Source organism: Sphingomonas qilianensis, assembly GCF_039614825.1.
Taxonomy (GTDB): domain Bacteria; phylum Pseudomonadota; class Alphaproteobacteria; order Sphingomonadales; family Sphingomonadaceae; genus Sphingomonas; species Sphingomonas qilianensis.
Genome location: NZ_JBDIMF010000001.1, coordinates 1,027,154 through 1,051,792 on the forward strand (window position 1 = coordinate 1,027,154; position 24,639 = coordinate 1,051,792).

At 65.4% G+C, this 24,639-nt stretch carries 27 protein-coding genes; 15 read left to right on the forward strand and 12 right to left on the reverse strand.

What is annotated here, in order from left to right:
* Positions 1 to 129: 129 nt before the first annotated feature.
* Genes ABC969_RS04960 through ABC969_RS04975 form a run of 4 tightly spaced genes read right to left on the reverse strand, consistent with a single transcriptional unit; the run spans position 130 to position 2,648 of the window.
* Positions 130 to 1,521 (reverse strand): sensor histidine kinase, encoded by a 1,392-nt coding sequence (locus ABC969_RS04960; protein WP_345863826.1) that lies wholly within the window; start codon positions 1,519 to 1,521, stop codon positions 130 to 132.
* 1 nt (position 1,522) lies between these two features.
* Positions 1,523 to 1,654 carry a hypothetical protein gene (locus ABC969_RS04965; protein ID WP_345863384.1) on the reverse strand — a complete coding sequence of 44 codons (132 nt, stop codon included), beginning with the start codon at positions 1,652 to 1,654 and terminating at the stop codon, positions 1,523 to 1,525.
* Entirely contained in the window at positions 1,647 to 2,312 is a 666-nt protein-coding gene (locus ABC969_RS04970) for a response regulator transcription factor (RefSeq protein ID WP_345863385.1), read from the reverse strand. The genes ABC969_RS04965 and ABC969_RS04970 overlap by 8 nt, the downstream gene beginning before the upstream one ends.
* 30 nt (positions 2,313 to 2,342) lie before the next feature.
* Positions 2,343 to 2,648, reverse strand: a complete 306-nt coding sequence (locus ABC969_RS04975) for a hypothetical protein (RefSeq protein WP_345863386.1) — start codon at positions 2,646 to 2,648, stop codon at positions 2,343 to 2,345.
* A gap of 191 nt (positions 2,649 to 2,839) precedes the next feature.
* Here ABC969_RS04975 and ABC969_RS04980 point away from each other — a divergent pair, with 191 nt between their 5' ends.
* The 4 genes from ABC969_RS04980 to ABC969_RS04995 are packed head-to-tail and all read left to right on the forward strand — an operon-like array spanning position 2,840 to position 5,292.
* Positions 2,840 to 4,627: an ABC-F family ATP-binding cassette domain-containing protein gene (locus ABC969_RS04980; RefSeq protein ID WP_345863387.1), complete on the forward strand. Its 1,788-nt coding sequence runs from the start codon at positions 2,840 to 2,842 to the stop codon at positions 4,625 to 4,627.
* Between the two features lie 54 nt (positions 4,628 to 4,681).
* Positions 4,682 to 4,963: a ribbon-helix-helix domain-containing protein gene (locus tag ABC969_RS04985; RefSeq protein ID WP_345863388.1), complete on the forward strand. Its 282-nt coding sequence runs from the start codon at positions 4,682 to 4,684 to the stop codon at positions 4,961 to 4,963.
* Between the two features lie 3 nt (positions 4,964 to 4,966).
* Positions 4,967 to 5,101 carry a hypothetical protein gene (locus ABC969_RS04990; RefSeq protein WP_345863389.1) on the forward strand — a complete coding sequence of 45 codons (135 nt, stop codon included), beginning with the start codon at positions 4,967 to 4,969 and terminating at the stop codon, positions 5,099 to 5,101.
* A 17-nt stretch (positions 5,102 to 5,118) separates the two neighbouring features.
* A complete protein-coding gene (locus ABC969_RS04995) occupies positions 5,119 to 5,292 on the forward strand; it encodes a type II toxin-antitoxin system RelE/ParE family toxin (protein WP_345863390.1) in 174 nt (57 codons plus the stop codon).
* Between the two features lie 5 nt (positions 5,293 to 5,297).
* On the opposite strand, the gene ABC969_RS05000 is transcribed toward ABC969_RS04995, so the two are convergent.
* The 3 genes from ABC969_RS05000 to prsK all read right to left on the reverse strand — a co-directional run bounded on the left by ABC969_RS05000 (position 5,298) and on the right by prsK (position 9,619).
* A complete protein-coding gene (locus ABC969_RS05000; protein ID WP_345863391.1) occupies positions 5,298 to 6,122 on the reverse strand; it encodes an ATP-binding protein in 825 nt (274 codons plus the stop codon).
* Positions 6,123 to 6,236: 114 nt separating this feature from the next.
* The gene (gene prsR / locus ABC969_RS05005; protein ID WP_345863392.1) at positions 6,237 to 7,583 is read right to left on the reverse strand and encodes a PEP-CTERM-box response regulator transcription factor; all 1,347 of its coding nucleotides are present in this window, start codon (positions 7,581 to 7,583) and stop codon (positions 6,237 to 6,239) included.
* A complete protein-coding gene (gene prsK, locus ABC969_RS05010; protein ID WP_345863393.1) occupies positions 7,580 to 9,619 on the reverse strand; it encodes an XrtA/PEP-CTERM system histidine kinase PrsK in 2,040 nt (679 codons plus the stop codon). The genes prsR and prsK overlap by 4 nt, the downstream gene beginning before the upstream one ends.
* Positions 9,620 to 9,841: 222 nt before the next feature.
* Between prsK and ABC969_RS05015 the strand changes: the two genes are divergently transcribed.
* Positions 9,842 to 10,894 carry a mannose-1-phosphate guanylyltransferase/mannose-6-phosphate isomerase gene (locus ABC969_RS05015; protein WP_345863394.1) on the forward strand — a complete coding sequence of 351 codons (1,053 nt, stop codon included), beginning with the start codon at positions 9,842 to 9,844 and terminating at the stop codon, positions 10,892 to 10,894.
* A 203-nt stretch (positions 10,895 to 11,097) separates the two neighbouring features.
* Here ABC969_RS05015 and groL read toward each other — a convergent pair whose 3' ends face one another.
* The 3 genes from groL to ABC969_RS05030 form a co-directional block, all read right to left on the reverse strand.
* Positions 11,098 to 12,744, reverse strand: coding sequence for a chaperonin GroEL (gene groL / locus ABC969_RS05020; RefSeq protein WP_332708084.1), 1,647 nt, complete (start codon positions 12,742 to 12,744; stop codon positions 11,098 to 11,100).
* Positions 12,745 to 12,821: 77 nt separating this feature from the next.
* Positions 12,822 to 13,109, reverse strand: coding sequence for a co-chaperone GroES (gene groES, locus ABC969_RS05025; protein WP_261293479.1), 288 nt, complete (start codon positions 13,107 to 13,109; stop codon positions 12,822 to 12,824).
* A gap of 126 nt (positions 13,110 to 13,235) precedes the next feature.
* Entirely contained in the window at positions 13,236 to 14,648 is a 1,413-nt protein-coding gene (locus tag ABC969_RS05030; protein WP_380808537.1) for an MATE family efflux transporter, read from the reverse strand.
* A 268-nt stretch (positions 14,649 to 14,916) separates the two neighbouring features.
* Between ABC969_RS05030 and sppA the strand changes: the two genes are divergently transcribed.
* From sppA to ABC969_RS05050, 4 genes are all read left to right on the forward strand, one after another.
* Positions 14,917 to 16,809 carry a signal peptide peptidase SppA gene (gene sppA, locus ABC969_RS05035; RefSeq protein ID WP_345863397.1) on the forward strand — a complete coding sequence of 631 codons (1,893 nt, stop codon included), beginning with the start codon at positions 14,917 to 14,919 and terminating at the stop codon, positions 16,807 to 16,809.
* Positions 16,806 to 17,375 (forward strand): GNAT family N-acetyltransferase, encoded by a 570-nt coding sequence (locus tag ABC969_RS05040; protein WP_345863398.1) that lies wholly within the window; start codon positions 16,806 to 16,808, stop codon positions 17,373 to 17,375. The genes sppA and ABC969_RS05040 overlap by 4 nt, the downstream gene beginning before the upstream one ends.
* 180 nt (positions 17,376 to 17,555) lie before the next feature.
* Positions 17,556 to 17,963, forward strand: a complete 408-nt coding sequence (locus ABC969_RS05045) for a response regulator (protein WP_345863399.1) — start codon at positions 17,556 to 17,558, stop codon at positions 17,961 to 17,963.
* Between the two features lie 92 nt (positions 17,964 to 18,055).
* The gene (locus ABC969_RS05050; protein WP_345863400.1) at positions 18,056 to 19,057 is read left to right on the forward strand and encodes a sensor histidine kinase; all 1,002 of its coding nucleotides are present in this window, start codon (positions 18,056 to 18,058) and stop codon (positions 19,055 to 19,057) included.
* Here ABC969_RS05050 and ABC969_RS05055 read toward each other — a convergent pair whose 3' ends face one another.
* Positions 19,058 to 19,687 (reverse strand): trimeric intracellular cation channel family protein, encoded by a 630-nt coding sequence (locus ABC969_RS05055; protein ID WP_345863402.1) that lies wholly within the window; start codon positions 19,685 to 19,687, stop codon positions 19,058 to 19,060. It lies immediately after the preceding gene.
* A gap of 792 nt (positions 19,688 to 20,479) precedes the next feature.
* Between ABC969_RS05055 and ABC969_RS05060 the strand changes: the two genes are divergently transcribed.
* Together ABC969_RS05060 and ABC969_RS05065 are read left to right on the forward strand one after the other, a co-directional pair.
* Positions 20,480 to 20,791 (forward strand): glycine zipper 2TM domain-containing protein, encoded by a 312-nt coding sequence (locus ABC969_RS05060; RefSeq protein ID WP_345863403.1) that lies wholly within the window; start codon positions 20,480 to 20,482, stop codon positions 20,789 to 20,791.
* Positions 20,792 to 20,866: 75 nt separating this feature from the next.
* A complete protein-coding gene (locus ABC969_RS05065; RefSeq protein WP_345863404.1) occupies positions 20,867 to 21,295 on the forward strand; it encodes an OsmC family protein in 429 nt (142 codons plus the stop codon).
* Between the two features lie 89 nt (positions 21,296 to 21,384).
* On the opposite strand, the gene ABC969_RS05070 is transcribed toward ABC969_RS05065, so the two are convergent.
* Positions 21,385 to 21,606, reverse strand: a complete 222-nt coding sequence (locus ABC969_RS05070; protein WP_345863405.1) for a hypothetical protein — start codon at positions 21,604 to 21,606, stop codon at positions 21,385 to 21,387.
* A gap of 168 nt (positions 21,607 to 21,774) precedes the next feature.
* On the opposite strand from ABC969_RS05070, the gene crcB reads away from it, so the two are divergent.
* The 4 genes from crcB to ABC969_RS05090 are packed head-to-tail and all read left to right on the forward strand — an operon-like array spanning position 21,775 to position 24,638.
* Positions 21,775 to 22,161 (forward strand): fluoride efflux transporter CrcB, encoded by a 387-nt coding sequence (crcB, locus tag ABC969_RS05075; RefSeq protein WP_345863406.1) that lies wholly within the window; start codon positions 21,775 to 21,777, stop codon positions 22,159 to 22,161.
* Positions 22,158 to 23,363, forward strand: coding sequence for an RluA family pseudouridine synthase (locus ABC969_RS05080; RefSeq protein ID WP_345863408.1), 1,206 nt, complete (start codon positions 22,158 to 22,160; stop codon positions 23,361 to 23,363). Before crcB ends, ABC969_RS05080 begins: the two co-directional genes overlap by 4 nt.
* A 19-nt stretch (positions 23,364 to 23,382) precedes the next feature.
* A complete protein-coding gene (locus ABC969_RS05085; protein ID WP_345863409.1) occupies positions 23,383 to 23,982 on the forward strand; it encodes an FMN-binding negative transcriptional regulator in 600 nt (199 codons plus the stop codon).
* On the forward strand, positions 23,979 to 24,638 hold the full coding sequence (locus ABC969_RS05090; RefSeq protein WP_345863411.1) for an HAD-IA family hydrolase: 660 nt from the start codon (positions 23,979 to 23,981) through the stop codon (positions 24,636 to 24,638). The genes ABC969_RS05085 and ABC969_RS05090 overlap by 4 nt, the downstream gene beginning before the upstream one ends.
* The last annotated feature ends 1 nt before the right edge of the window (position 24,639 follow it).

Below are 24,639 nucleotides of genomic sequence, written 5' to 3' on the forward strand. Positions count from 1 at the left end.
CCCTCTCCCATTCTTCATGGGAGAGGGTTGGGTGAGGGTCTTCTTCTTTTTTAAGCGTGATAATAGAAGAAGAAGACCCTCACCCAACCCTCTCCCGCGAAGAGCGGGAGAGGGCCTTAAGCAAGGCGCTCAATTCGCCGCCGGCAGCCTTAATCGAACGAGCAGACCACCGAGATCCTCGCTCTCCTCCAGGCTCACCGTGCCCTCGTAAATCTCCGCCACATCGCGCACGATGGCCATGCCCAGGCCGGTGCCGGGCTTGCCGCTATCCAGCCGCACGCCGCGATCGAAGATGCGCACGCGCTCCTCCTCCGGAATCCCCGCCCCGTCATCCTCGATGAGAAATTCGACGAACCCCGAATGCTGGCCGACCGTGACGAACACGCTGCCGCCGCCATATTTGGCCGCGTTCTCGATCAGATTGCCGAGCATCTCATCCAGATCCTGCCGCTCGACATGGACCTGCAGCGTCTTGGGGCCGTCAATGTCGATGCGCACATGCCGGTATAGCCGCGCCACCGCGCGCTCGACCGATTCGAGGCTCGGCCACACATCCGCGCGGCTATGCGCCGATCCCCGCCGCCCCACCGCGCGCGCGCGCGCCAGATGGTGATCGACCTGGCGCCGCATCGTGCGCGCCTCGCGGATCACCGTCTCGCCGAGATCCTCGGCCTCCGCGGTTGCCGCGTTCATGATGACGGTGAGCGGCGTCTTCAGCGCATGCGCGAGATTGCCCGCATGGCGCCGCGCTTCCTCGGCCTGGCGCTCGTTATGCGCGATCAGCCCGTTCAGTTCCTCGACCATCGGCGCGACCTCGATCGGCATCGGGCGCTCGATCTGTCGCGACTGGCCGGAACGCATCCGGGCGATTTCCTCGCGCACCTTGCGCAGCGGCCACAGCCCGTAAAAAGTCTGCAGCGCGGCCATCATCAGCAGCCCGAGCCCGAGCAGCAGGAAACTGCGCACCAGCGTCTTGCGCAGCGCATTGATCTGCGCATCGACATTCTCGCGGCTTTGCGCGACGGAAAAGCGCCAATTGACGTCCGATCCGGGCAGTTTGACGTCGCGTTCGAGCAGGCGCAGTCTCTCATTGGGAAATTGTTTGCTGTCGTAGATATGCACGTCGCGATCGGCATGCGTGGCGCCAAAGGCCAGCCGGCGATCCCAGAGCGACCGCGACGGAAATGCCTCGCGGCCCTTGGCCGAGACCTGCCAGTACAGCCCGGAGCCGGGCTCCAGGAAGCGCTGATCGGCCGGTTCGCGGTTGAACATGACCTCGCCGTCAGGGCCGATCTCGGCCGAGACGATGAGGGCCGTCAGCACATATTCGAGCTGATCGTCGAAATTGCGCGTCACCGCCTGAGTCAGCACGCGATCGAGCGCGAAGCCGCCGCCGCTGAGCAGCACGAGAATCCACACCGCCGCGATCATGATCATGCGGCGGGAGAGGGATCCCGTGGTGCGCACATAGCCGCGACTGGGCGGGTTTTCCGGATCGATGGGGAGTGTTGCCGCTTCCATATTATCCGTCATGCTGAACTTGTTTCAGCATCCAGGCGCGGTCAACCGACCCACTGACCGGGTCCGTTTGGCGAATGACCGCGCCTGGATCCTGAAACAAGTTCAGGATGACGACAAAGGCGAGGTCAGGCATCCGGATCCTCGAGGCTGTACCCGAGCCCCCGGATCGTCGTAATCACATCCTGTCCGAGCTTCTTGCGGATGCGCGTGACGAACACCTCGATCGTGTTCGAATCGCGATCGAAATCCTGGTCATAGATATGCTCGATCAGCTCGGTGCGGCTGACCACCTTGCCCTTGTGATGCAGCAGATAGCTGAGCAATTTATATTCCTGCGCGGTCAGCTTGACCGGCTCGCCCGCCTTGGTGACCTTGCCCGAACGCGTATCGAGCCGCACATCGCCGGCGGTGAGTTCCGACGAGGCATTGCCGCTCGCGCGGCGGATCAGCGCGCGCAGCCGCGCGATCAGTTCTTCCGACTGGAACGGCTTGGCGACATAATCATCCGCGCCGGCATCCAGCCCGGCGACCTTATCCGACCAGCTATCCCGCGCGGTCAGCACCAGCACCGGCGCGGTGCGGCCTTCCTTCCGCCAGCGATCGAGCACGGTCAGCCCGTCGATCTCGGGCAGGCCGAGATCGAGCACGATGGCGTCGTAATTCTCGGTCGAGCCCATGAAATGCCCTTCCTCGCCATCGGTCGCGAGATCGATGGCATAGCCCGCGCCTTCCAGCGTGTTCTTCAGCTGCTGGCCGAGATTGGGTTCGTCTTCGACGATCAGGACGCGCATCTTCTTCCCCTTGTTATTCTGTGCTGGTGCTTATGGGCCGGTCTGGCGCAGCACCTGGCCCGATCGGCCATCGACATCCACCCAGATCACCGTGCCATCGCGCAGGAATTTCAGCGTGTAAATGCTGCTATAGCTATCGAATTCGACGCCGAGATATTGCGCGCCGCGCATTTGTGGCACGGTGCGCCGCTCGATTTCGCGTAGCGGCATGATCTTGCCCTGGCGGCGCGCCTCGAACGCCTCCGCCTGATCGCCGCGGCGCTGCGCCGGGAGCGCAGGCGCGGCGACGACGGGCGCGGCAATCAGGCATAAAGCGAGGGGGGCAAACATCTTCATCGGGGTGTCGCATAGGCATCCAGCCTTGAACAGCCTGTGAATAGGCCTGGCAAAACTTGCGCGGCGCGCCCGGCAACGGTAGCGCAAGCCAAACCCCAGCCGCTCGCGAGGATCAGAGGCGGCGCGTGTCGAGTCGCTCGATCCGCGCGGCGCCGCTGCGAACCGCACGGCCAGCAAGAAATACGATCGTCATGGCCGCTCCCGCCCCAATCCTCGCGTTTGAAAATCTCGGCATCATCCAGGGCTCGGGCTGGCTGTTCCGTAATCTCGACATCCATGTCGGCCCGCGCGATCGGCTCGCGCTGATCGGTCGCAACGGCGCGGGCAAGACCACGCTGATGAAGCTCATCGCCGGCACGATCGAGGCCGATGAAGGCCGCCGCACGATCCAGCCGGGCACGCGCGTGATCCTGCTCGAACAGGAACCCGATCTGCGCGCCTACAAGACCTTGCTCGATTATGTGCTGGCGGGCGACGATGCGCCGATGGAATATGAAGCGGATGCGATCGCCGATCAGCTCGGCATCGATCTGTCGCGCGATGCCGCCTCGGCCAGCGGCGGCGAGCGCCGCCGCGCGGCGATCGTCCGCGCGCTGGCGATGGAGCCCGACGTACTGCTGCTCGACGAGCCCACCAACCATCTCGATATCGCCGCGATCGAATGGATCGAGCAATGGCTTAGCCGCTTCAACGGCGCGTTCGTCGTGATCAGCCATGATCGTACTTTCCTGACCCGGCTGACCAAGCAGACCCTGTGGCTCGATCGCGGCGCGGTGCGGCGCGCGGAGATCGGTTTTGGCGGGTTCGATGCCTGGACCGAGCAGGTCTATGCCGATGAAGCGCGCAATGCCGAAAAGCTCGATGCCAAGTTGAAGCTGGAGGAGCATTGGCTGCTGCGCGGTGTCACCGGGCGGCGCAAGCGCAACCAGGGGCGGCTGACCAAGCTCGTCGAGATGCGCGCCGAACGCGCCTCGATGATCGGGCCGCAGGGCTCGGCCAATCTGACGATCGGCACCGATGACGCCAAGACCAAGGTGGTGATCGACGCCAAGCATATTTCCAAGAGCTTCGGCGAGCGGCCGATCATCACCGACCTGTCGCTCCGGGTGACACGCAAGGATCGCATCGGCATCGTCGGCGCCAATGGCGCGGGCAAATCGACCCTCCTCAAGCTGCTCACCGGCGAACTCGCGCCCGATACCGGCGAGATCCGCTTCGCCAAGACGATGGAACGCATCGTCATCGATCAGCAGCGCAGCAAGATGGCGCCGGAAAAGACCGTGCGCGACGTGCTGGCGGATGGCGGCGACTGGGTCGAGGTGCAGGGCAATCGCAAGCACGTGGTCGGCTATCTCAAGGAATTCCTGTTCGATCCCAACGTGCTGGATGCCAAGGTCGGCACGCTGTCGGGCGGCGAGCGCTCCCGCCTGCTGCTCGCGCGCGAATTCGCCAAGCCCAGCAACCTGCTGGTGCTCGACGAGCCGACCAACGATCTCGATCTCGAAACGCTCGATCTGCTGCAGGACGTGATCGGCGATTATGAGGGCACCGTGCTGATCGTCAGCCACGATCGCGACTTTCTCGATCGCACCGTGACGATCACGCTGGGCCTCGATGGCTCGGGCACGGTCGATGTCGTGGCCGGCGGCTATGAGGATTGGGAGCGCAAGCGCAAGGCCGCGGCGCCCAAGCGCGGCGGCGGCAACCGCAAGGTGCAGGCCACCGCGCCCCCGCCCCCGCCCGCCCCCAAGGTGAAGCTGACGTTCAAGGACCAGCGCGATTACGAGGTGCTCCCCAAGCGCATCGAGGAGCTCGACGCGGCGATCGTGCGCGACGAAAAGATCCTCGCCGATCCGGCGCTCTATTCAAAGGATTTTGCCAGGTTCGAGCGCCTGAACAAGGACATCGCGGCAGCGCGCGCCGAGAAGGAAGCGGCCGAGCTGCGCTGGCTCGAACTGGCGGAGTTGGTGGGCGGCTGATTGCGATGCCGCGTCTCGGATGATATTCTCGGGCATAGATGGGGAGTCCGACCGATGAACGCGGTACGCACAATCAATGTCGCATTAAGTGACGAACTCGCCGTCGAGCTGGACGAGGCGGTCGCGAATGGCGAGTATGACAGCTCCGGGGAAGTTATCCGTGAGCTGTTGCTGATCTGGTCGAGCGAGCGAGCTGGCCCCGCCGCCAATCTGGAGCGTCTTCGGGCGATGATCCGCGAAGGATTGGCCAGCGGTGAGCCGATCGACGGCAATTTCGACCTCACGGATATCAAAAGGTGCAGCGAGGCACGTTTGACGGCGTTGCGCACCAACTGACCCGTGCGCCTGCGCCGTTTGCCGTCGGCGATTTCGGACGTCGACGAACTGTGGTTATATGTCACGCAGCATGATCCGGCTGCAGCCGAGCGCATTATCGACGATCTGAATACGGCGATCGCCAAATCGACGGTCTGAATACGGCGATCGCCAAATTGCTCGATTTCCCGCTGATAGGCAGAGCACGCCCCGATCTTCATCCCGTCGTCCGCAGCATTCCGGTAAAACCCTATGTCGTGGTGTACCGCGTGATCGACGATACGATCGTGATCATCCGCGTGTTTCACGCCGCGCGTGACGTTGCGAGCCTAGATTTTGCCACTGATTGAGGCGTTCAACCCAGCGTCTTGCCGTGCCGCCCCGCGAGATCGACGATATAGTGCCACGCCACGCGGCCTGAGCGGCTGCCGCGGCGGGTCGCCCAGCCCACCGCATCGGCGGGATCGAAGGGCAGAGCGTGCGCAGTCGTGTAACCCTCGACCACCGCCAGATACATATCCTGATCCATCACGTGGAAACCGAGGCTGAGCCCGAAGCGGTCGGCCAGCGCCAGTTGATCGTCGATCGCATCGCGCGGATTGATCTGCCCCGACGCCGTCGGGTCTTGCTCGGCACTATCGCGCGGGATCAGGTGGCGGCGGTTAGCGGTGACGAGCAGACGGGCATTGGCCGGGCGCGCTTCCGCCCCCCCTTCCAGCATCGAACGCAAGGCGCGGCCATCGGCCGCCGCGTCGAACCCGAGATCGTCGATGAACAAGGCAAAGGCGCGCGGCACGTCGGCGATCTTGGCGAACAGCTGCGGCAGGCTGCCAAGATCATGCGTGGCGATTTCGATCAGCGCAAGCGACGCCCCGGCAGCCTGCAGATGCGCCACCGCGGCCTTGACCAGCGCCGATTTGCCCGTGCCGCGCGCGCCCCAGAGCAGCACGTCGTGCGCCGCATGCCCATGCGCGAGCCGATCGAGATTGGCCACCAAGGCGGCTTTCTGCGCCGCCACACCGTGCAATTGGGCGAGCGGCAGCGCGGCAAACGCCCGCGCCGCGGTCAGCGTGTCGCCGCGCCAGACATAGGCAGCGTGCGCCTGGGGATCGGCAGACGTGGGCGGAGGCGGCGCGAGGCGCTCCAATGCGGCGGCGATCCGGTCTAGGGCGTCGGTCATGCCGCCGCCATAACCGCTCCGGCGCGCCGCGTCATCCGAGCGGCCCGTGGCGGCGTGAACTGATCGGGCATTCCGACCGGACATGATAGGCCCGCCCCCCGGCGCCATCGCCGATCAGGCGTGCAGATCATAGCTCTTGAGCAGATCATACAGGGTCGGGCGGCTGATCCCGAGCAGCTTGGCGGTGTTCGAAATGTTGCCGTCCGCGCGGGCGAGCGCCTGACGGATCGCCTGGCGATCCGCCGCTTCGCGGGCCGCGCGCAGATTGAGCGGCAGCTCATCAGTCGCCGCCAGATCCAGATCCGCCGCCGTGACCAACTTGCCTTCGGCCATGATCACCGCACGCTTCATGCGGTTTTCGAGTTCGCGCACATTGCCCGGCCAGCCCCATGCCGCGATCGCGGCGCGCGCATCGGGCGCCAGCCCAGTAACCGCCGGCTGCAGGGCCTTGGCATATTTGCGCAGCAAATGTTGCGCCAGCAATCCGGCGTCACCGGCGCGCTCGGCCAGCACAGGGATACGCACCACGATCTCGGCGAGGCGATAATAGAGATCTTCGCGAAACGTGCCTGCCGCGACCATCGCATCGACATCCTGATGCGTCGCACAGACGATCCGCGTATTCACCGCGATCGCCTTGCGCCCGCCGATCCGCTCGATCGTGCGCTCCTGCAGGAAGCGTAGCAATTTCACCTGCAAGGGCAGCGGAATGTCTCCCACCTCGTCGAGAAACAGCGTGCCGCCATGCGCCTGTTCGATCTTGCCTTCGGTGGTCTTTACCGCGCCCGTGAACGCGCCCTTTTCATGGCCGAACAATTCGCTTTCCAGCAGCGTTTCGGGGATCGCCGCGCAATTGATCGCGACGAACGCGCCGCCCGCGCGCGGGCTGAGATCATGCACGCCGCGCGCGAGCAGTTCCTTGCCCGTGCCGCTCGCGCCGCGCAGCATCACCGTGACATCTGCCGGCGCGACACGCTCAATCATGCGCGTGACCTTCAGCATTTCGGGCGCGGCAGTGATCATTCCGCCGAGCGCGGGGCCGGCCTGCGCGGCGAACAGCCGCCGGTTCTCGGTTTCGAGCGCATGAACGTGAAACGCGCGTGCGACGATCAGCCCCAACTGATCGATGTCGATCGGCTTGGCGTAGAAATCCCAGGCGCCGTCCGCAATCGCCTGCAACGCGCTATCGCGCGCGCCGTGCCCGGAGGCGACGATCACTTTGGTCGAGGGCTTCAACCGCAATATCTCGCGCAGCGTGGCGAACCCTTCGCTGGTGCCGTCCACGTCTGGCGGCAGACCGAGATCCAGCGTCACTACCGCCGGTTCTTCGGCACGGATCGCGTCGAGCGCGGTGGCGCGATCGGAGGCGACGATCACCTCATAATCCTCATAGGCCCAACGCAGCTGGCGCTGCAGCCCGAGATCGTCTTCGACGATGAGCAGTTTGGGCTTGGCGGTCATGCAGCCCGCTCCAAATGGTGGGCTGCGACAGGGGCCAAGCGGACACGAAAAATGCTGCCTTCGCCCTCGCGGCTGGTGACGGTGATTGTTCCGCCCATCGCCTCGGCCAGCTGACGCGCCTCAAACGCGCCAAGGCCGAACCCGCCGGGTTTGGATGAAACGAACGGCTTGAACAACCGGTCGCGGACGAAGGCAGGCGACATGCCCGCGCCGGTATCCATGACCGCAACAACCGGCCGGCCGTCCTCATTGTCGAGCGTAATCGTTACCCGCGCGTCAGGCGCACTGGCTTCGCTGGCGTTCTGCATCAGATGTACGAGCAGTTGTTCGAGCCGCGCTGGATCGACCAGCGCGCTGATCGCCGCACCGCGCACATCGATCGGATGCGCGATGCGGCGCGCGACGCGTTCGGCCAGCGGGCGTAATTCGGTCGGGCGCGGCTCCTCTGTGCGCCCGGTGTGATGCTGCGACAGGCGGGCGAGCAGATCGTTCATCCGGCCCGCCGAATCATGCAGCGTGGCGATCATGTCGGCGCGATATGCGGGATTGTCGGCGTGCCGCTCGGCGTTGCGCGCGGTCAGCGTCAACTGACTGACCAGATTCTTGATATCGTGCAGGATGAACGCGAAACGGCGGTTGAACTCGTCGAAGCGTGCGCTTTCGGCCAGTGCCTCCTGCGCCTGACCCTCGGCGAGAAAGCTCGCCGCCTGGCGCCCGACGATGCGCAGCAGATCGAAATCCTCCCAATCGAGCGCGCGATCCACCGGCGGACGCGCCAGCAGCACCGCACCCTGCAATCGATCGAAATATACCAGCGGCACGATCACCCAGGCATTCGTATCCAACAGCATCCAGGTGGGCGGCGTAACCATCGTCTCTGCCCCGCCCCGAACCGCATCCAGCTCGATGATGCGGCTGCTGGTGGCGAGCCCGAGCAGCAACGCCTCGTCCGTGGCGGCGAGCGACACGGTATCGTGCTCCCACTGCCATGCCGCACCGATGCCCAGCCCCTGCCCCTCCGGCACGAGCAGCAAACCGGCGGGCGAATCGGTCAGATCGGCGATCGCCTTGATCACGCGCTGATCGAGCGCCAGCGCGACATCGCCCCCGGCCTTGCCCAGCGTTCCCGTAAATCGGATCCACTCTTCGCGATAATCGTAGCGATGGCTGAACAAATGCTTGGCCAGCACAACCTTGGCCCAGGCCTTGAGCCACGGCGACGACGCGAGCACGAGCATCGCGGCGGTCGAGCCGAACACAAATGCGGTCTGCACGATGCGCGCGTTTGCGCCGATCCCGGCCAGGGCGCTCGTCGCCAGCATCATCGTCAGCAAATAGAGCACGACAGCGGCGAGCGAGAGCGACAGCCACGCCACCGAGCGCGACAGATGCAATGTCCAGTCGCCATTCCGCAGCACGGCCACCGCAAACAACGGCGCGAGCAGCGCCATCATCACCCCGCGCACCGCGATCAAATCGACGACCGTCCCGTGCGTTACATAGGTGATGGCGTAAACCACCAGATCCATGCCCCACATCGCCGCCAGCGCGATGACCAGCAAGCGGATGCCGCCGCGCGCAGCGGGGGCGACGGTGGCATAGAGATGTTCGACCAGCACCAGCGCGCTGACGGCGACGATCATGCCGAACAGCACGCTGACCCAAGCCAGCGTCGCGGCCTCGCCCGGTCGTGTGGCGGGCACGATCGGCACGATGATCGCCAGGCATAACGTCAGCACGACCGCGATATAGACGGCGGTGATCGCGCGCGCCTGCGGCACGGCGGGCTGACGGCGCAGCAGCGCGTGCATGAACCAGAGCCAGGCGACATTGCGTATCCCTTCGGTCACGCGCGCCGCGATATCGTTGGCATCGATCCCGGCCACGGCGAGGGCCCATAAAGCAGTGCCCACCAGCGCGACCACGAAGCTCCAGCGCGGCAGCGCGGTCGACGCATCGCGCACTTGCGACAGCGCGATCATGCAGAATAGCAAGGCCGCCAGCGAATAGCCCCACAGCGTGACGGTCAGCGCCATGGCTCAGCGTACCCCTGTGGGCCAAAGCCTGACGCGGATCGTCGGCAACGGGATCATGTTGCGGCGCGCCCGATCGGTGCGGATGTAAGCTTTTCCGACATATCGCGCCCGATGTCGCAGAAATTGACGAACAAAGATTGAAGAGCCGGACCGAGTTTTCATGTATGGGCCGGTTCGTAACCATGCGCGTGTGCCAAAAAGGCGCGCTTCAGGAGTGAGTTGATGCCGCTTTCCCGACCGATCGTCCCCGTCATCCTCTCCGGCGGGTCGGGCACGCGGTTATGGCCCATGTCGCGGCCCGAGCGGCCCAAGCAGATGCTAGCGCTCACCGCCGAGGAAACGATGCTGCAGCTGACGGCAACGCGCGCCATCGGTGAGCGGTTCGCCGCGCCGATCGTCGTCGCCAACGCGCGCCATGCGGACATGATCGACGCGCAATTGGGCGCGGTCGAGGCGAGTGCTGCGGCGATCATCCTCGAACCCGCCGGGCGCAACACCGCGCCGGCGATCGCGCTGGCGGCGATTGCCGCCGGCGGCGGGGCCGAGCCGTTGCTGATCATGCCCTCGGATCACGTCATCGCCGATGTCCCCGCCTTCCATGCGGCGATCCATGCGGCGATGCCGATGGTCGCGGATGGGTGGCTGGTGACGTTCGGTATCGCGCCCGACGCGCCCGAAACCGGCTATGGCTATATCCAGGTGGGGGACGAGATCGCCCCCGGCGTGAACCGCGTTCGCGCCTTTGTCGAAAAGCCCCCGCTGGAGAAAGCGCAAGCGATGCTCGCCGCGGGCGATCATGCCTGGAACGGCGGCATCTTCCTGTTCCGCGCCGATACCTATCTGGCCGCACTGGCGGCGTTCGCGCCCGACATGCTGGCCGCGTGCCAGAAAGCGATGGACGGCGCGCGCCGCGAAGATCGCCGTATATTCCCGGATGCAGACGCCTTTGCCGCCTCACCGTCCGATTCAATCGATTACGCGGTGATGGAAAAGGCTGACCGTGTCGCCGTGGTGCCGGTGAGCATGGGCTGGAGCGATCTCGGCAGCTGGGACGCGCTGTATGCGCTCGACGCGGACGACAAGGGCGATGCCCATCGCGGCGATATTGTGGCGATCGACACCGCCAATTGCCTGGTGCGCAGCGATGGCGTGCGCATCGCCATGCTGGGCGTGGAGGATCTGATCGTGGTGGCCAGCGGCAACGATGTGTTGATCCTGCCGCGCGGGCGCAGCCAGGAGGTCAAGCGGCTGTTGGAGGCGATGAAGGACGGCTGAGGCGCCACGATACGGAAAAGGCCGGCGGGATTGCTCCCGGCCGGCCTTTTCTTTGTCCAGCTGGTGGCTGGTCGGTGTGGATCTGGCCGAGCCTCGGCAAAGCCGAGGCTTTCGTCGGACGGGATCGGTGGCTACGCCGCCGACCCGCCGGCCGGATCGAAACAAGTCCTGAGCTAAGCGGGCTTAGCTCAGGCCGTTTTCGATCAGAAGTCCATGCCGCCCATGCCGCCCATGCCGCCGCCGCCGCCCATCGGCATTGCCGGCTTGTCTTCCGGCAGTTCCGAGATCGCCGCTTCGGTGGTGATCAGCAGGCCGGCGACCGAGGCCGCATCCTGCAGCGCGGTACGAACGACCTTGGTCGGATCGATCACGCCGGCTTCCACCAGGTTCTCATAGACGTCGGTCTGCGCGTTGAAGCCCAGATTGTCATCGTTACCCTCGAGCAGCTTGCCCGAGATCACCGCACCGTCATGACCGGCATTCTGCGCGATCTGGCGGACCGGCGCGTACAGCGCCTTGCGGACGATATCGATGCCGCGCGTCTGGTCGTCGTTTGCGCCCTTCATGCCCTCGAGTGCCTTGGTGGCATAGAGGAGTGCGGTACCGCCGCCGGGGACGATGCCTTCTTCGACGGCTGCGCGGGTGGCGTGCAGTGCGTCGTCGACGCGATCCTTGCGCTCCTTGACTTCCACTTCGGTCGACCCGCCGACCTTGATCACTGCGACACCGCCGGCGAGCTTCGCCAGACGCTCCTGCAGCTTCTCCTTGTCGTAATCGCTCGTCGTGTTCTCGATCTGCTGACGGATCGCATCGGTGCGGCCCTTGATCGATTCGTGATCACCGGCACCATCGACGATGATCGTGTTGTCCTTGTCGATCGTGACGCGCTTGGCGGTGCCGAGCATGCCGAGCGTGACCGATTCGAGCTTGATGCCGAGATCTTCCGAGATCATCTCGCCCTTGGTGAGGATCGCGATGTCTTCCAGCATCGCCTTGCGACGATCACCGAAGCCCGGCGCCTTGACCGCTGCGACCTTCAGGCCACCGCGCAGCTTGTTGACGACGAGCGTGGCGAGCGCCTCACCCTCGATATCTTCCGCGATGATCAGCAGCGGGCGACCCGACTGAACGACGGCTTCCAGGATCGGGAGCATCGCCTGCAGGTTGCTGAGCTTCTTTTCGTGGATCAGGATATACGGATCGGCGAGTTCGACCGACATCTTCTCGGGGTTCGTGACGAAATACGGCGAGAGATAGCCGCGATCGAACTGCATGCCTTCAACGACGTCGAGCTCGAATTCGAGGCCCTTGGCTTCCTCGACGGTGATCACGCCTTCCTTGCCGACGCGCTCCATCGCTTCAGCGATCTTCTCGCCGACGACGGTATCGCCGTTAGCCGAGATGATGCCGACCTGCGCGACTTCCTTGGTGCCGGCGACCGGCTTCGAACGCGCCTTGATGTCCTCGACGACCTTGATCACGGCCATATCGATGCCGCGCTTCAGATCCATCGGGTTCATGCCGGCGGATACCGACTTCATGCCCTCGCGGACGATCGCCTGCGCCAGAACGGTCGCGGTGGTCGTGCCGTCGCCGGCGATGTCGTTGGTCTTCGAGGCGACTTCGCGCAGCATCTGCGCGCCCATGTTCTCGAACTTGTCCTTGAGCTCGATTTCCTTGGCGACGGTGACGCCGTCCTTGGTGATGCGCGGGGCGCCATAGCTCTTGTCGATCACGACGTTGCGGCCCTTTGGCCCCAGCGTGACCTTCACGGCATCGGCAAGGATATCCACGCCGCGCAGGATGCGTTCACGTGCGTCACGCGAAAATTTTACGTCTTTGGCTGCCATGTTTCGGCTGACCTTTCATATCTAAAGAGACGATAGTGACCGTTGGCGGGAGAGCCGCGGTCGCCACCAGGAATGGCTTAGCCGACGATCCCCAGGATGTCGGATTCCTTCATGATCAGAAGGTCTTCGCCGTCGATCTTCACTTCGGTGCCGGACCATTTGCCGAACAGGATCTTGTCGCCGGCCTTGACCTCGAGCGGGTGGATTTCGCCAGCCTCGTTACGAGCGCCGGTGCCGACCGAGACGACTTCGCCTTCCTGCGGCTTTTCCTTAGCGGTCTCCGGGATGATGATCCCGCCAGCGGTCTTCTCTTCTGCCTCTACGCGGCGGACGAGGACGCGGTCATGCAATGGACGAAAGCTCATGCGTGCCAATCCTTATATTATGAAACTGAATGCTTGTTAGCACTCACCCGAGGTGAGTGCCAGCAACGCTCATATGATGCTAGCAGTCGCGCGCGTCAACCATATGACCATGCGAAATCGGCCTGATCAGCCAGCCGGAGCCGGGAGCAGGCCGAGCCGCGCGCGCATCGACCAGCGCCACACCAGCAACGCGGAGACCACGGCCAGCCCGACCGCGAGACCGATCCAGATACCGACCCCCTGCCAATGCACGCCGAAGCCGAGCCCGATCGCAGTGCCAAAGCCGACCACCCAATAGCCGAACGCAGCGATGACCATCGGCATACGCGTATCCTGCAGCCCGCGCAGCACGCCCGCCGCCACCGTCTGCGCGCCATCGAACAACTGGAACAGCGCGGCGATGACGAGATACTGCAAGGCCAGCGCAACGAGCTGCGCATTTTGCGGCGCATCGACATCGATATAGGCGCTGATGAACAGCCGCGGGAACAGCCACAGCAAAGACGCCGTCAGCCCCATGAAGCCAATGCCGACACCCAGCGCAACCCAGCCCGCGCGCGTGATCCATTTGAGATCGCCCGCGCCGTACGCCATGCCGACGCGGATCGTTGCCGCCTGCCCGACGCCGAACGGAATCTGGAATGCGATCGCGGCGATCTGCAGCGCAATGGCGTGCGCGCCGACTTCCCCCACGCCGATCAGCCCCATCAGCAGCCCGGCGGCGCTGAACAAGGCGCCCTCCAGCGTGAAGATCAGGGCGATCGGCACGCCCAGGCGGACGATTTCGCGAAAACGGCTCCATTCGGTACGCCACCAATGGCCGAACAGACGATAACGGCGGATTTTCGGATCGAGCGTGAGAATCGCGGCATACGCGAGCAGCATGGCGACGCTGGTGATCACGCTGGAGATCGCCGACCCCGTCAGCCCCAGAGCGGGGAAGCCAAAATGCCCGAACACCAATAGCCAGTTGCCGGCGAGATTGACCGCCAGCGCCAGCGCAGTGATCGCGGTGGCCCAGCCCGCCCGGCCAAGCGCGGCGGCGGTGACGCGCATCGCGCCGCTGGCCACTGCCGGGATCAACGCAAGCAGCAAGATGCGCAGGAAATGCCCGGCCTGCGCGGCGACCACCGGATCCTGATCGGCCAGCAGCAAGAGACGTTCGCCCTGCGACAGCAGCAGGACGAACGGCATGCTGGCCAGCACCGAAAGCCACATCGCCATGCGGAACGAGCGCCGCACCTGCCGCACGGCATGGCGCCTGGCACCCAGCTCCGCCGCGATAACCGGGGCGCATGCCCCGACCAGCCCGGTCAGTGCCCACATCACGACAGAATAGAGGTAAACGCCGAGTGTCGCCGCAGCCAGCGCCACTGCGCCCAACCGTGCGACAAAGATCACGTCGATGGCGTACACCGCCATCTGCAGCAGATTGGCGGCGGCGAGCGGCGTGGCGAGGCGGAGCAACGCGCGCAACTCATCCCGCGCGGTGGCGGGCGGCGGCCCGGTCAGGGCGGGCGTGGTGAGGGGCAGATCCATCGGGAGGCGCGGTGTAGCCACTTACTCCCCTCGCTGAAAGGGAGGGGTTGGGGGTAAATGGCGTCCGGGCGTGCGGACGTTGCAGCGACAGCGGCAGCGACAGCGGCAAGCGGCACCGGCACCGGCACCGTATCGCGTACAGCCCCCCGGCCCTGCACAGGATGGGGAGCAATACCGCCACAAGGCGTATTGCCCGAACCACACACGGCACGGTAAGGCTGGCACGACAGGCCGCCGCGCGTGGGCGGCTGTGAAGGAGACCGGCATCGTGAGACTCGTTCGGGGCGCTTGGAAGCTACTGGTCGGCATCAAGGACGCGCTCGTCCTCGCCGCGATGCTGCTGTTTTTCGGCGTGCTGTTTGCGGGGCTCGCCACGCGGCCCGGCCCGGCGACGATCAAGGATGGTGCCTTGCTGCTCGATCTCAAGGGCCAGATCGTCGAACAGCCGAGCGAAACCGATCCGTTCGCAGCGCTGAGCGGCAGCGTGCCGACGCGCGAATATCGCCTGCGCGATGTGGTGCGGCTGCTCGACAAGGCCAAAAGCGACCCCCGCGTGAAGGTCGTCGTGCTCGATCTCGGCAGCTTTACCGGCGGTTATCCCGCCGCGCTCAACGAGGTTGGCGAGGCGATCCGCGCCGTGCGCGATGGTGCCGACGGCAAGGGGGGCAAACCCGTGCTGGCTTATGCCACCGCTTATACCGATAGCAGCTACCGGCTGGCAGCGAATGCCAGCGAGATCTGGATGAACCCGATGGGCGGCACGCTGCTCACCGGCCCGGGCGGATCGCAGCTTTATTACAAGGGCCTGATCGATCGGCTCGGCGTCAACGCGCACATCTACCGCGTGGGCAAATACAAATCGTTCGTCGAACCCTATACCCGCGCCGATCAGTCGCCCGAGGCCAAGCAGGCCGCCGGCGCGCTGCAATCCGTGTTGTTCGACCAATGGAAGACGCAGGTGGCGCGCGCGCGGCCCAAAGCGAAGTTCCAGCCGATGTTCGATGCGCCCGATGCGGTGATCACGGCGGCGAGCGGCGATATCGCCAAGGCCAATCTGCAGGCGGGCCTCGTCGACAAGCTGGCCGAGCGGATCGATTTCGACAAGCGCGTGGGGCAATTGGCCGGCACCGATCGGGCCAAGGCCGCGGGCAATTTCCGCACGATCCGGTACGACGCGTATCTTGCCGCCAATCCGCTGCCGACGAGCGGCGACCAGATCGGCGTGCTGACCGTTGCGGGCGATATCGTGGATGGCAAGGCGCCTGCCGGCAGGGCCGGCGGCGACACGATTTCCAAGGCGCTGCTCGACGGGCTGGCCAAGAAAAACCTCAAGGCGCTGGTCGTGCGGATCGATTCGCCGGGCGGCTCGGCGCTGGCCTCGGAAAAAATCCGCACCGCGATCCTCGAGGCCAAGGCACGCAAGCTGCCGGTGGTGATCTCGATGGGCTCGCTCGCCGCTTCGGGCGGCTATTGGGTGGCGACGGCAGGCGATACGATCTTTGCCGAGCCGACCACGATCACCGGCTCGATCGGGATTTTCGGCATCATCCCGACATTCGAAAATACGCTCGCCAAGATCGGCGTGACCAGCGACGGCGTGAAAACCACGCCGCTTTCGGGCCAGCCCGACGTGATCGGCGGCACCAATCCGGAAACGGATCGGCTGCTGCAATCGGCGATCGAGCATGGCTATGCGCAGTTCATCGGCCGCGTGGCCAAGGCGCGCAAGATGACGCCGGAGCGCGTCAACGAAATCGCGCAGGGCCGCGTCTGGGATGGCGGCACCGCGCGACAGATCGGGCTGGTCGACCGCTTCGGCACGGTGGACGACGCGATCGCCGAGGCGGCCAAGCGCGCGGGGCTGAAGGGCAATGTGCAGGCCGTGTATCTGGAGAAGGAACCGGGCTGGCTGGGCAAGCTTGCCGCGCAATTCCGCGGCGGGAGCAATGACGAGGATGACGCCGAAGGCGACGTGTTCGCGCGGATCAGCGCGGATCACAAGGCCGTGCTGGCGCGCGCGCTGGGCGACATGCAGCGCCTCACGCGCTCCTCCTCGGTGCAGGCCAAGTGCCTCGAATGCGTCGGCATGGGGCCGGTGGCGACGCCCGCGGCGAGCGATCTGCGCCTGATCGACCTGCTGTTTGCGAAATTCGCTTCGTGATCGCAATCCGGCCGGCACGCCCGGAAGACGCCGCCGCGATCGCCGCCATCTATGCGCCGTTCGTGCTGACCGGCACCGTCTCGTTCGAGAGCGAGGCGCCCGACGCACGCCAGATACGCGCGCGCATGACTGCCTCGGACGGCATGTATCCGTGGCTGGTGGCGACCAATGGCGAGGCCGACGGATCGCCGGGCGGGGTGCTGGCCTTTGCCTATGCCACCAAGTTCCGCGATCGGCCGGCATACCGCTATGTCGTCGAAACCTCGATCTACGTCGCCGGGACGGTGGAGCGGCAGGGCATCGGGCGGCTGCTGTACGAAGCGCTGATCGATACGCTGCGCGCGCAGGGCTTTACCCAGGCGATCGGCGTGATCGCGCTGCCCAACGAAGGATCGATCGGACTGCACGAGGCGAGCGGCTTCCGGCGCGCCGGCGTGTACCGCGAGGTCGGCTACAAGAACGGCCGCTGGATCGATGTCGGCTTCTGGCAATGCGAGCTCAACCGATCGACCGTGCCGCCGACCGAGCCGCGGCCGTTCAGCGACGTGGGGCTGGTGCGCGTGTGAGCAGGCTGGCGCGCTGGTGATGGCCAAGATCGCGCGCGCCGCGCCGACGCTGACCGTCAATCTGGGCGATCTCGTATCCGGGCCGTTCGATCCGCGGCGCAGCGCCGAGGCACGGCACCGGTCGCAATAGAAAAGCGGTGCTTTACTGAAACAGAACGGGTGCGCGCGGGTTAAAGGTGCATGACGACCTCCACCGTCCCTTATGCCCTGGTCGTCGATGACGACGCGCTGATCCTGATGCACGCGTGCGACATCTTGGAGGAAGCGGGGTTCCGCTTCTACGAGGCGGGCAGCGGGGATGAGGCAAAGGAGCTGCTCGCTGCGCACGCCGAGGAAGTGACGTTATTATTCTCCGATGTGGAGATGCCGGGCGAAACGGACGGCTTCGCGCTGGCGCGGCATGTCGCCGAGCACTGGCCGTGGATCGAGATCGTCATCGCCAGCGGGCGCCTTTTGCCCGAGCTTGGCGACATGCCGGACAAGGCCACTTTCATCACCAAACCGTTCAACAGCCAGATGGTGATCGGTCATCTGCAAGAGAAACTGCCCGACGGCAAAAAACCCGAGCCGCTGAAGCGGGCAAGTTAATTATCTCGGTTATAGACATGAGTTAACGTGGTAGCTGTTGCTCTACCATACCTCCGCGCTAAAGGGCTTTATAAAGGGAGATCGCATTTACCATGACGACCAAGCCGCCCGCCGAATATGAGTGGCAGACGGAGCAGCTGCGGCTGGCCGTGACTGCGGCGGGCGTGGCGCTATGGTCGTGGAACGTGGACACTGATCTGTTCACCATGGACAAACGCGGTTTCGAACTGTGGGGCATGCCGTGGAGCGACACGGTGACGTTCGAGGAATTGTCATCGCATATCCATCCGGCCGACCGTGATCGGGTGCGATCGGCATTCAACGCCACCCGTGCCGTGCTGGGCGATTACGAAACCGACTTTCGCATCATGATCGGTGACGAAGTGCGGTGGATCGCGGCGCGCGGCAAGGGCGACGATGCGGGGATTGTGGGGCGGACGATGTTCGGCATCTTCCTTGATGTCACCGGGCGCAAGCAGGCCGAGGAAGGGCATGAACTGCTCGCCGGCGAGATGAGCCACCGCGTCAAGAATCTGCTCGCCATCGCCTCGGGGCTGACCGCGATCACCTCACGCGCGGCGGAGACGACCGAGGAAATGGCGCGCGAGCTGACCGGGCGGCTGACCGCGCTGGGCCGCGCGCATGATCTGGTTCGGCCCTTGCCGAATGGCCAGGGCGCGGCGGCGTTGCTGGGTGATCTGCTGTCGATCCTGCTTGCGCCGTATGACGATCTCGGCGCCTTCAAGGGGCGCATTCGCGTGGCGGTCGAGCGGCTCGGCGTGGGCGAAAGCGCGGCCACCGGGGTCGCGTTGATCGTCCACGAGCTGGCGACCAATTCGATGAAATACGGTGCCTTGTCCTGCCCGACCGGCACGCTCGAAGTGACCAGTGAGTCCGAGGCCGAGTTTGTCGTGCTGACCTGGTCGGAACATGGCGGGCCGACGGTAAAGACACCGGACGGCCCGGCCGGGTTTGGCAGCAAATTGGTCGATCGCAGCATCTCGGGGCAATTGGGCGGGACGATCGATTATAACTGGTCGGCGGGTGGCTTGATCGTCACGCTGCGGATCAAGCGCGCGCGGCTGGCGTCCTAGTCAACGGCGGCCGCGATAGGCCGGCAAGCCTAGATGATAGCGGATCGCGGCGGCGCGGAGCGCAAAGCCGGCGGCGGCGGCGATGGTCGCGGCAATCGCCGGCGCCAGGCCGAGCGAGACGAGCGAGACATAGAGCGCGGCCGACAAGGCCGCCGCCGTCACATATAGTTCGGGGCGCATCAGGATCGACGGTTCGCCGGCCAGCACGTCGCGGATGATGCCGCCGACACAGCCGGTGATCACGCCCATCAGCACGGCCGGCACGGGCGGCACGCCGTAATTCAGCGCCTTGGCCGCGCCATAGACGGCATAAGCGGCAAGACCAACGGCATCGAACCAATCGAGCGCCGCGCCCTTCCACCAGCGCTCGGGCGTTGCCCAGATGGTGAAGGCGACGATCAGGCATACCGCCGCCGGGCGGCTGTCATGGATCCAGAAGACCGGCGCATCGATCAGCAGATCGCGCATCGTGCCGCCGCCGACCCCCGTGATCAGCGCAAAGAAGGTAAGCGTGACGATCGTCTGCCCGCGCTTGGCCGCGGCGAGCGCGCCGGAGGCGGCGAACACCGCGAGACCGGCAAGATCGAACCAGGGGGCGAAATCGGGAATGACGTGAGCAACGGGCAGCATGAGGGCGGCTTAGCGCAGGTTGGCTTCGCGGCGAAGCCAAAGCCCACCCCTTCGCCGCCGCCCAAACAAAAGGGGCCGGCATTGCTGCCGACCCCCTCTGTCGCCGCGACTTGAGGGTCCGCGCGACGCCCGTCTTGGAAGACCCGCGTCTGCTTCACCCGCATCGTGGCGGCACGCCTGACATCCGCCGCGAACGGCCGACATCCGGTGTTTGGTCATCGGGCACGAGGTCGATATGCCGCGAGGCGATCGGTGACTCGTGATCGAGATGACCAGCGCGCATGCCCGGTTGCCCGAGCGCACGTGCCTTCGGCCCCGTCACCCGCGCAGGCCCCGCTTGGGCGTTCCCGCAGGACCGTCCGCGCTGCCCGGCGCTGCCGCGACCGACGCCCTTTGCCTGCCAAGAGGCAAAGACCGTGTGGAGTGCCACCCCCCTGCTTTCCGGCGCGCGCGCTTTCGCGTGGCGGCTAACGCACTGGATCGGCGCTCCCCCGATGCGTCACGCTACGGCCCTTTCGGGCGCAACCGCCGCCTCGGCATAGGTTGCTAATGCTTCCGCCATTTACGGCTTCTTCATCCGCTTCCTACACATGAGAAGGTGTCACTGAATCAGGCCGCCGCCAACTGTCAAATGCTCGGCACCGGCTGTGGATAACGTGGATAACGTGGATAGAACGGCCACGCGGAGCACCTGAACAATCGACAACGACAGGTTGTATTACGTTCATGCAACGAATTCTAAAAAGCCGACGTTCTGCAATCACCTGTTTCAAGACCAAGGGAATTTCTGTCATGCGTAAGTTCATTCTCGCTCTCACCGCCCTCTCGGTGGCGGTTCCTGCCACGATGGCCTTCCCGACCAGCCAGGCCGAGGCGCGCAGCAAGTATCGCGAATGGCGCGGCAAGGATGGCCGGACCTATTGCAAGAAGAGCAATGGCACGACCGGCCTGATCGTCGGCGGCGTGGGCGGCGCGCTGCTCGGCCGCACGATCGACACGCGCGGCGACCGTACGGTCGGCACGCTGGGCGGCGCTGCACTGGGCGCGCTGGCCGGTCGCGAGATCGATCGCACCAACAGCAACAACAAGCGCCGTTGCCGCTAAGCGCTAGCGACACCATCTGACAGGGGGCGTGAGCGGGAAACCGTTCGCGCCCCTTTTCATATCTGGAGACTGCACATGACGACGCGCACCGGTTCGGCGAAGTACGAAGGCTTCGGCAAAGACGGCAAGGGCCATGTCTCGACCCAGTCGGGCATTCTCGCGGACACGCCTTATGGCTTCAATACGCGGTTCGAAGACGCGCCTGGCACCAACCCGGAAGAGCTGATCGCCGCGGCGCATGCCAGCTGCTTCACGATGGCGCTGAGCTTCGCGCTCGCCGGCGCTGGGTTTAACGACGGCACGCTGGAAACCAGCGCCAAGGTGACGCTCGACAAGGATGGCGACGGCTTCACGATCACCAAATCGGCGCTCGACCTGAAGGCCACCGTGCCCGGCATCGATGCCGCGCAGTTCGCCGAGCTCGCCAAGGGTGCGGAGAAGAATTGCCCCGTGTCCAAGCTGCTCAACGCTGAAGTGACGCTGACGCACACGCTGAACGGCTGAGCGACCGGCTTATGCCGATCCACCACCAGACCAGGCCCGGCGCGCAAGCGTCGGGCCTTTTGGTTGCTGCCGCTGCGCGCGGACCAGAATTAGAGCAGGCCACCGCCGAGCGAGAGGCGAACCGCGCAGACGATGATCAGCAGGATGTTGAGATTACGCCCGGCATTGCTCGACGACAGCGCGCCGAGCGCGGCACCGACGATGCCGAGCGGGATGATCATCCAGTTAAGCCAGCCGAGAAACGGGACAAAGCCTACCACCGCGAGGAGCAGGACGACGAGGCCGATCAGGATCGAGAGAATATTGAGCATCCGCAGAACATGGCCGCATAAGGCGTTTTACGCAAGTAGCACGCCCAAGCATGTCAGCGCGGCGCCGGCGCCATTTGCAGAGCGCAGGCTGCACGAGAGAACGTGGCGCGCCTTCCCCCTTCAATGAGGCAGTTCTATTTCAGCGCCATCCGCGCTAGTGGAACGCGCATGTATTCCTTGTTTCTTGTTATGGCCGGCGGCGCGGTCGGCTCCGGCGCGCGGTATTTGACCGGGCGGGCGACGCTTGGCGCGTTCGGGCCGGCCTATCCCTGGGGCACGCTGGCGGTGAACCTGATCGGCGGTTTGCTGATGGGGGCGCTGATCGGCGTGCTGGCGCGCAGCAGCGCGAGCGAGAATTGGCGGCTGCTGCTCGCGGTCGGCGCGCTGGGCGGGTTTACCACTTTCTCCGCCTTCTCGCTCGATACCGTCATGATGATCGAGCGCGGTGCGCTGGGCACGGCGGCGCTGTATGTGCTGATCTCGGTCATCGGCTCGATCGCCGCCTTGTTTGCCGGGCTGATGCTGACCCGATCGATTTTTGGAACTGTCGCATGAGCGAACAAGACGTCCGCAATTTCAATGTCGGGTTCGACGATGACGGGATCCGGCTGGATCGCTGGTTCAAGCGCCATCTGCCCGAGACGAGCTTCACCACCGTGGCGATGTGGGCGCGCAGCGGGCAGCTGCGCGTGGACGGCGCGCGCGCCACGCCGGGCGATCGGATCGTCGCCGGCCAGCAGATCCGCGTGCCGCCGGAAGAGGCCGCCCGCCCCGAAATGCCCGGCGCGCCGAAGAAACGCGACCGGCCCGAGCTGAGCCCCGAGCAGACCGCGTTCATCCAGGCGCTGGTGATCCACCGCGACAAGCAGGGCATCGTGCTCAACAAGCCGCCGGGCCTGGCCACGCAGGGCGGGACCAAGACGATCGAGCATGTCGATGCGCTGCTCGATGGCATCCAGTTCGATGGCGAGAGCCGGCCGAAACTGGTCCACCGGCTCGACAAGGATACCAGCGGCGTGCTGCTGATCGCGCGCACCACGCGCGCGGCGGGCTATTTCGCCAAGGCCTTCTCCTCGCGCACCGCCAAGAAGATCTATTGGGCGCTGATCGTCGGCGTGCCCTCGATCGAGGATGGCACGATCGACCTGCCGATCGGCAAGCAGCCGGGCAGCGGCGGCGAGAAGATGCATGTCGACGAGGCGGAGGGTTCCCCTGCGCGCACGCGCTACCGCGTGATCGAGCGCGCCGGCAATAATACCGCCTGGGTCGAGCTGATCCCGCATACCGGGCGCACGCACCAGCTGCGCGTGCATATGGCGGCAATCGGCCATCCGATCGTCGGCGATGGCAAATATGGCGGCCAGGCGGCGTTCCTGACCGGCGGCATCTCGCGCAAAATGCATCTGCACGCGCGGCGGTTGCGCATCGATCATCCCGATGGCGGCGAGATCGACGTGCAGGCGGAATTGCCGACGCATTTCGCCGAGAGCCTGAAACATCTCGGCTTTGACGAGATGCTCGGCAACATGATGCCGCTCGATACGCCCCCGCCCCCGTCCAAGGCGGTGAAGAAGCAGCAGGCCAAGCAGCATGCCAAGAACGTGCGCAAGGATCGCAAGGGCGAACGGCGCAATCGCGGCAGCGAGGCGGCGGCGCGTCCCGGTGCCAAGCCACCGCTCAAGGCAAAGCCCAAGCCCAAGCCCAAGGCGCCGGGCGCAAAGCCGGGACCCAAGCCGCGGCCGCGGACGCAGGGCTGATGCCGGGGCTGGGCTGAGCATGCATCCCGACCGCACCTTTCACTGGGAAGACCGCGCGGCCATGCGCGAGCTCGTCTCGGCGCTTGGCTTTGGCGCGCTGTTCGCCGCCACGCCCGATGGCCCGCGCGTGGCGCATGTGCCGATCGTGTGGCTCGGTGACGAGACGATCGCGCTGCATGTCGCGCGCGGTAATGGCATCACACGGCATCTGGATGGCGCGACGGCGTTGTTCGTGGCGCAGGGGCCGGATGGCTATGTCAGCCCGGACTGGTACGGGCTGGGCCCCAACGAAGTGCCGACCTGGAACTACCTCGCGGTCGAGCTGGAGGGCACGATGCGGCGGATGGACGAGGCGGGGCTGATCGATCAGCTCGATCGCCTGTCAGCCACGCAGGAAGCGCAGCTGGCACCCAAGACGCCGTGGACGCGCGACAAGATGGACACCAGGCTGTTCGCGCAGATGACGCGCGGCATTATCGGCTTTCGGATGGAGATCAGCGGCTGGCGCGGCACGCGCAAGCTCGGCCAGCACAAGCCCGCTGCGGCGCGGATCGGCGCGGCGGACGGCGCCGATGCGGCGGGCCGGCGCGCGATTGCGCATCTGATGCGCGCGGCATGACCAACAGGCTCGCCTTGTTCGATTGCGATGGCACGCTCGTCGATAGCCAGGCCAATATCTGCCAGGCGATGGAGCAGACCTTCAAGCTGCACGGGCTGGCGGCGCCGGGGCGACCGGCGATCCGCCGCATCGTCGGGCTAAGCCTGGTCGAGGCGATGCAGGGGCTGCTGCCCGATGCGCCCGACGCGCTCGCGCACGCCATGGCGGAAGATTACAAGGCCGCGTTCCGCCGCATGCGCACCAGCGGCGAGCTTGATGACGAGCCGTTGTTCGAGGGCATGATCGCCGCGCTCGATACGCTGGCGACGGCGGGCTGGCTGTTCGGCGTGGCGACGGGCAAATCGGATCGCGGGCTCGCGCATGTGCTGGACGTGCATAATATCACCGCGCGCTTCGTGACGCTGCAGACGGCCGATCGCCACCCCTCCAAGCCGCATCCGTCGATGATCGAGACGGCGATGGCGGAGGCCGGCGCGGTGCCCGAGACGACCGTGATGATCGGCGATACGAGCTACGACATGCTGATGGCGCGCGCCGCGGGGGCGCGCGCACTGGGCGTCGCCTGGGGCTATCATCCGCCCGTGGAATTGCTGGCGGCGGGGGCACATGCCGTGGCCGAGGATGTCGCCGATCTGCCCGCGCATATGGAGGCCTGAT

Bases quoted from the DNA above. Each gene is read 5' to 3' on its own strand.
- ABC969_RS04960 (WP_345863826.1), bottom strand. From the start codon at position 1,521: ATGGAAGCGGCAACACTCCCCATCGATCCGGAAAACCCGCCCAGTCGC.
- ABC969_RS04980 (WP_345863387.1), top strand. From the start codon at position 2,840: ATGGCCGCTCCCGCCCCAATCCTCGCGTTTGAAAATCTCGGCATCATC.
- groL (WP_332708084.1), bottom strand. From the start codon at position 12,744: ATGGCAGCCAAAGACGTAAAATTTTCGCGTGACGCACGTGAACGCATC.
- ABC969_RS04985 (WP_345863388.1), top strand. From the start codon at position 4,682: ATGAACGCGGTACGCACAATCAATGTCGCATTAAGTGACGAACTCGCC.
- ABC969_RS05065 (WP_345863404.1), top strand. From the start codon at position 20,867: ATGACGACGCGCACCGGTTCGGCGAAGTACGAAGGCTTCGGCAAAGAC.
- ABC969_RS05060 (WP_345863403.1), top strand. From the start codon at position 20,480: ATGCGTAAGTTCATTCTCGCTCTCACCGCCCTCTCGGTGGCGGTTCCT.
- ABC969_RS04970 (WP_345863385.1), bottom strand. From the start codon at position 2,312: ATGCGCGTCCTGATCGTCGAAGACGAACCCAATCTCGGCCAGCAGCTG.
- ABC969_RS05030 (WP_380808537.1), bottom strand. From the start codon at position 14,648: ATGGATCTGCCCCTCACCACGCCCGCCCTGACCGGGCCGCCGCCCGCC.
- prsR (WP_345863392.1), bottom strand. From the start codon at position 7,583: ATGACCGCCAAGCCCAAACTGCTCATCGTCGAAGACGATCTCGGGCTG.
- prsK (WP_345863393.1), bottom strand. From the start codon at position 9,619: ATGGCGCTGACCGTCACGCTGTGGGGCTATTCGCTGGCGGCCTTGCTA.
- ABC969_RS05050 (WP_345863400.1), top strand. From the start codon at position 18,056: ATGACGACCAAGCCGCCCGCCGAATATGAGTGGCAGACGGAGCAGCTG.
- ABC969_RS05015 (WP_345863394.1), top strand. From the start codon at position 9,842: ATGCCGCTTTCCCGACCGATCGTCCCCGTCATCCTCTCCGGCGGGTCG.
- ABC969_RS05000 (WP_345863391.1), bottom strand. From the start codon at position 6,122: ATGACCGACGCCCTAGACCGGATCGCCGCCGCATTGGAGCGCCTCGCG.
- ABC969_RS05055 (WP_345863402.1), bottom strand. From the start codon at position 19,687: ATGCTGCCCGTTGCTCACGTCATTCCCGATTTCGCCCCCTGGTTCGAT.
- ABC969_RS04975 (WP_345863386.1), bottom strand. From the start codon at position 2,648: ATGAAGATGTTTGCCCCCCTCGCTTTATGCCTGATTGCCGCGCCCGTC.
- ABC969_RS05080 (WP_345863408.1), top strand. From the start codon at position 22,158: ATGAGCGAACAAGACGTCCGCAATTTCAATGTCGGGTTCGACGATGAC.
- ABC969_RS05085 (WP_345863409.1), top strand. From the start codon at position 23,383: ATGCATCCCGACCGCACCTTTCACTGGGAAGACCGCGCGGCCATGCGC.
- crcB (WP_345863406.1), top strand. From the start codon at position 21,775: ATGTATTCCTTGTTTCTTGTTATGGCCGGCGGCGCGGTCGGCTCCGGC.
- groES (WP_261293479.1), bottom strand. From the start codon at position 13,109: ATGAGCTTTCGTCCATTGCATGACCGCGTCCTCGTCCGCCGCGTAGAG.
- ABC969_RS05045 (WP_345863399.1), top strand. From the start codon at position 17,556: ATGACGACCTCCACCGTCCCTTATGCCCTGGTCGTCGATGACGACGCG.
- ABC969_RS05070 (WP_345863405.1), bottom strand. From the start codon at position 21,606: ATGCTCAATATTCTCTCGATCCTGATCGGCCTCGTCGTCCTGCTCCTC.
- ABC969_RS04965 (WP_345863384.1), bottom strand. From the start codon at position 1,654: ATGCCTGACCTCGCCTTTGTCGTCATCCTGAACTTGTTTCAGGATCCA.
- ABC969_RS05090 (WP_345863411.1), top strand. From the start codon at position 23,979: ATGACCAACAGGCTCGCCTTGTTCGATTGCGATGGCACGCTCGTCGAT.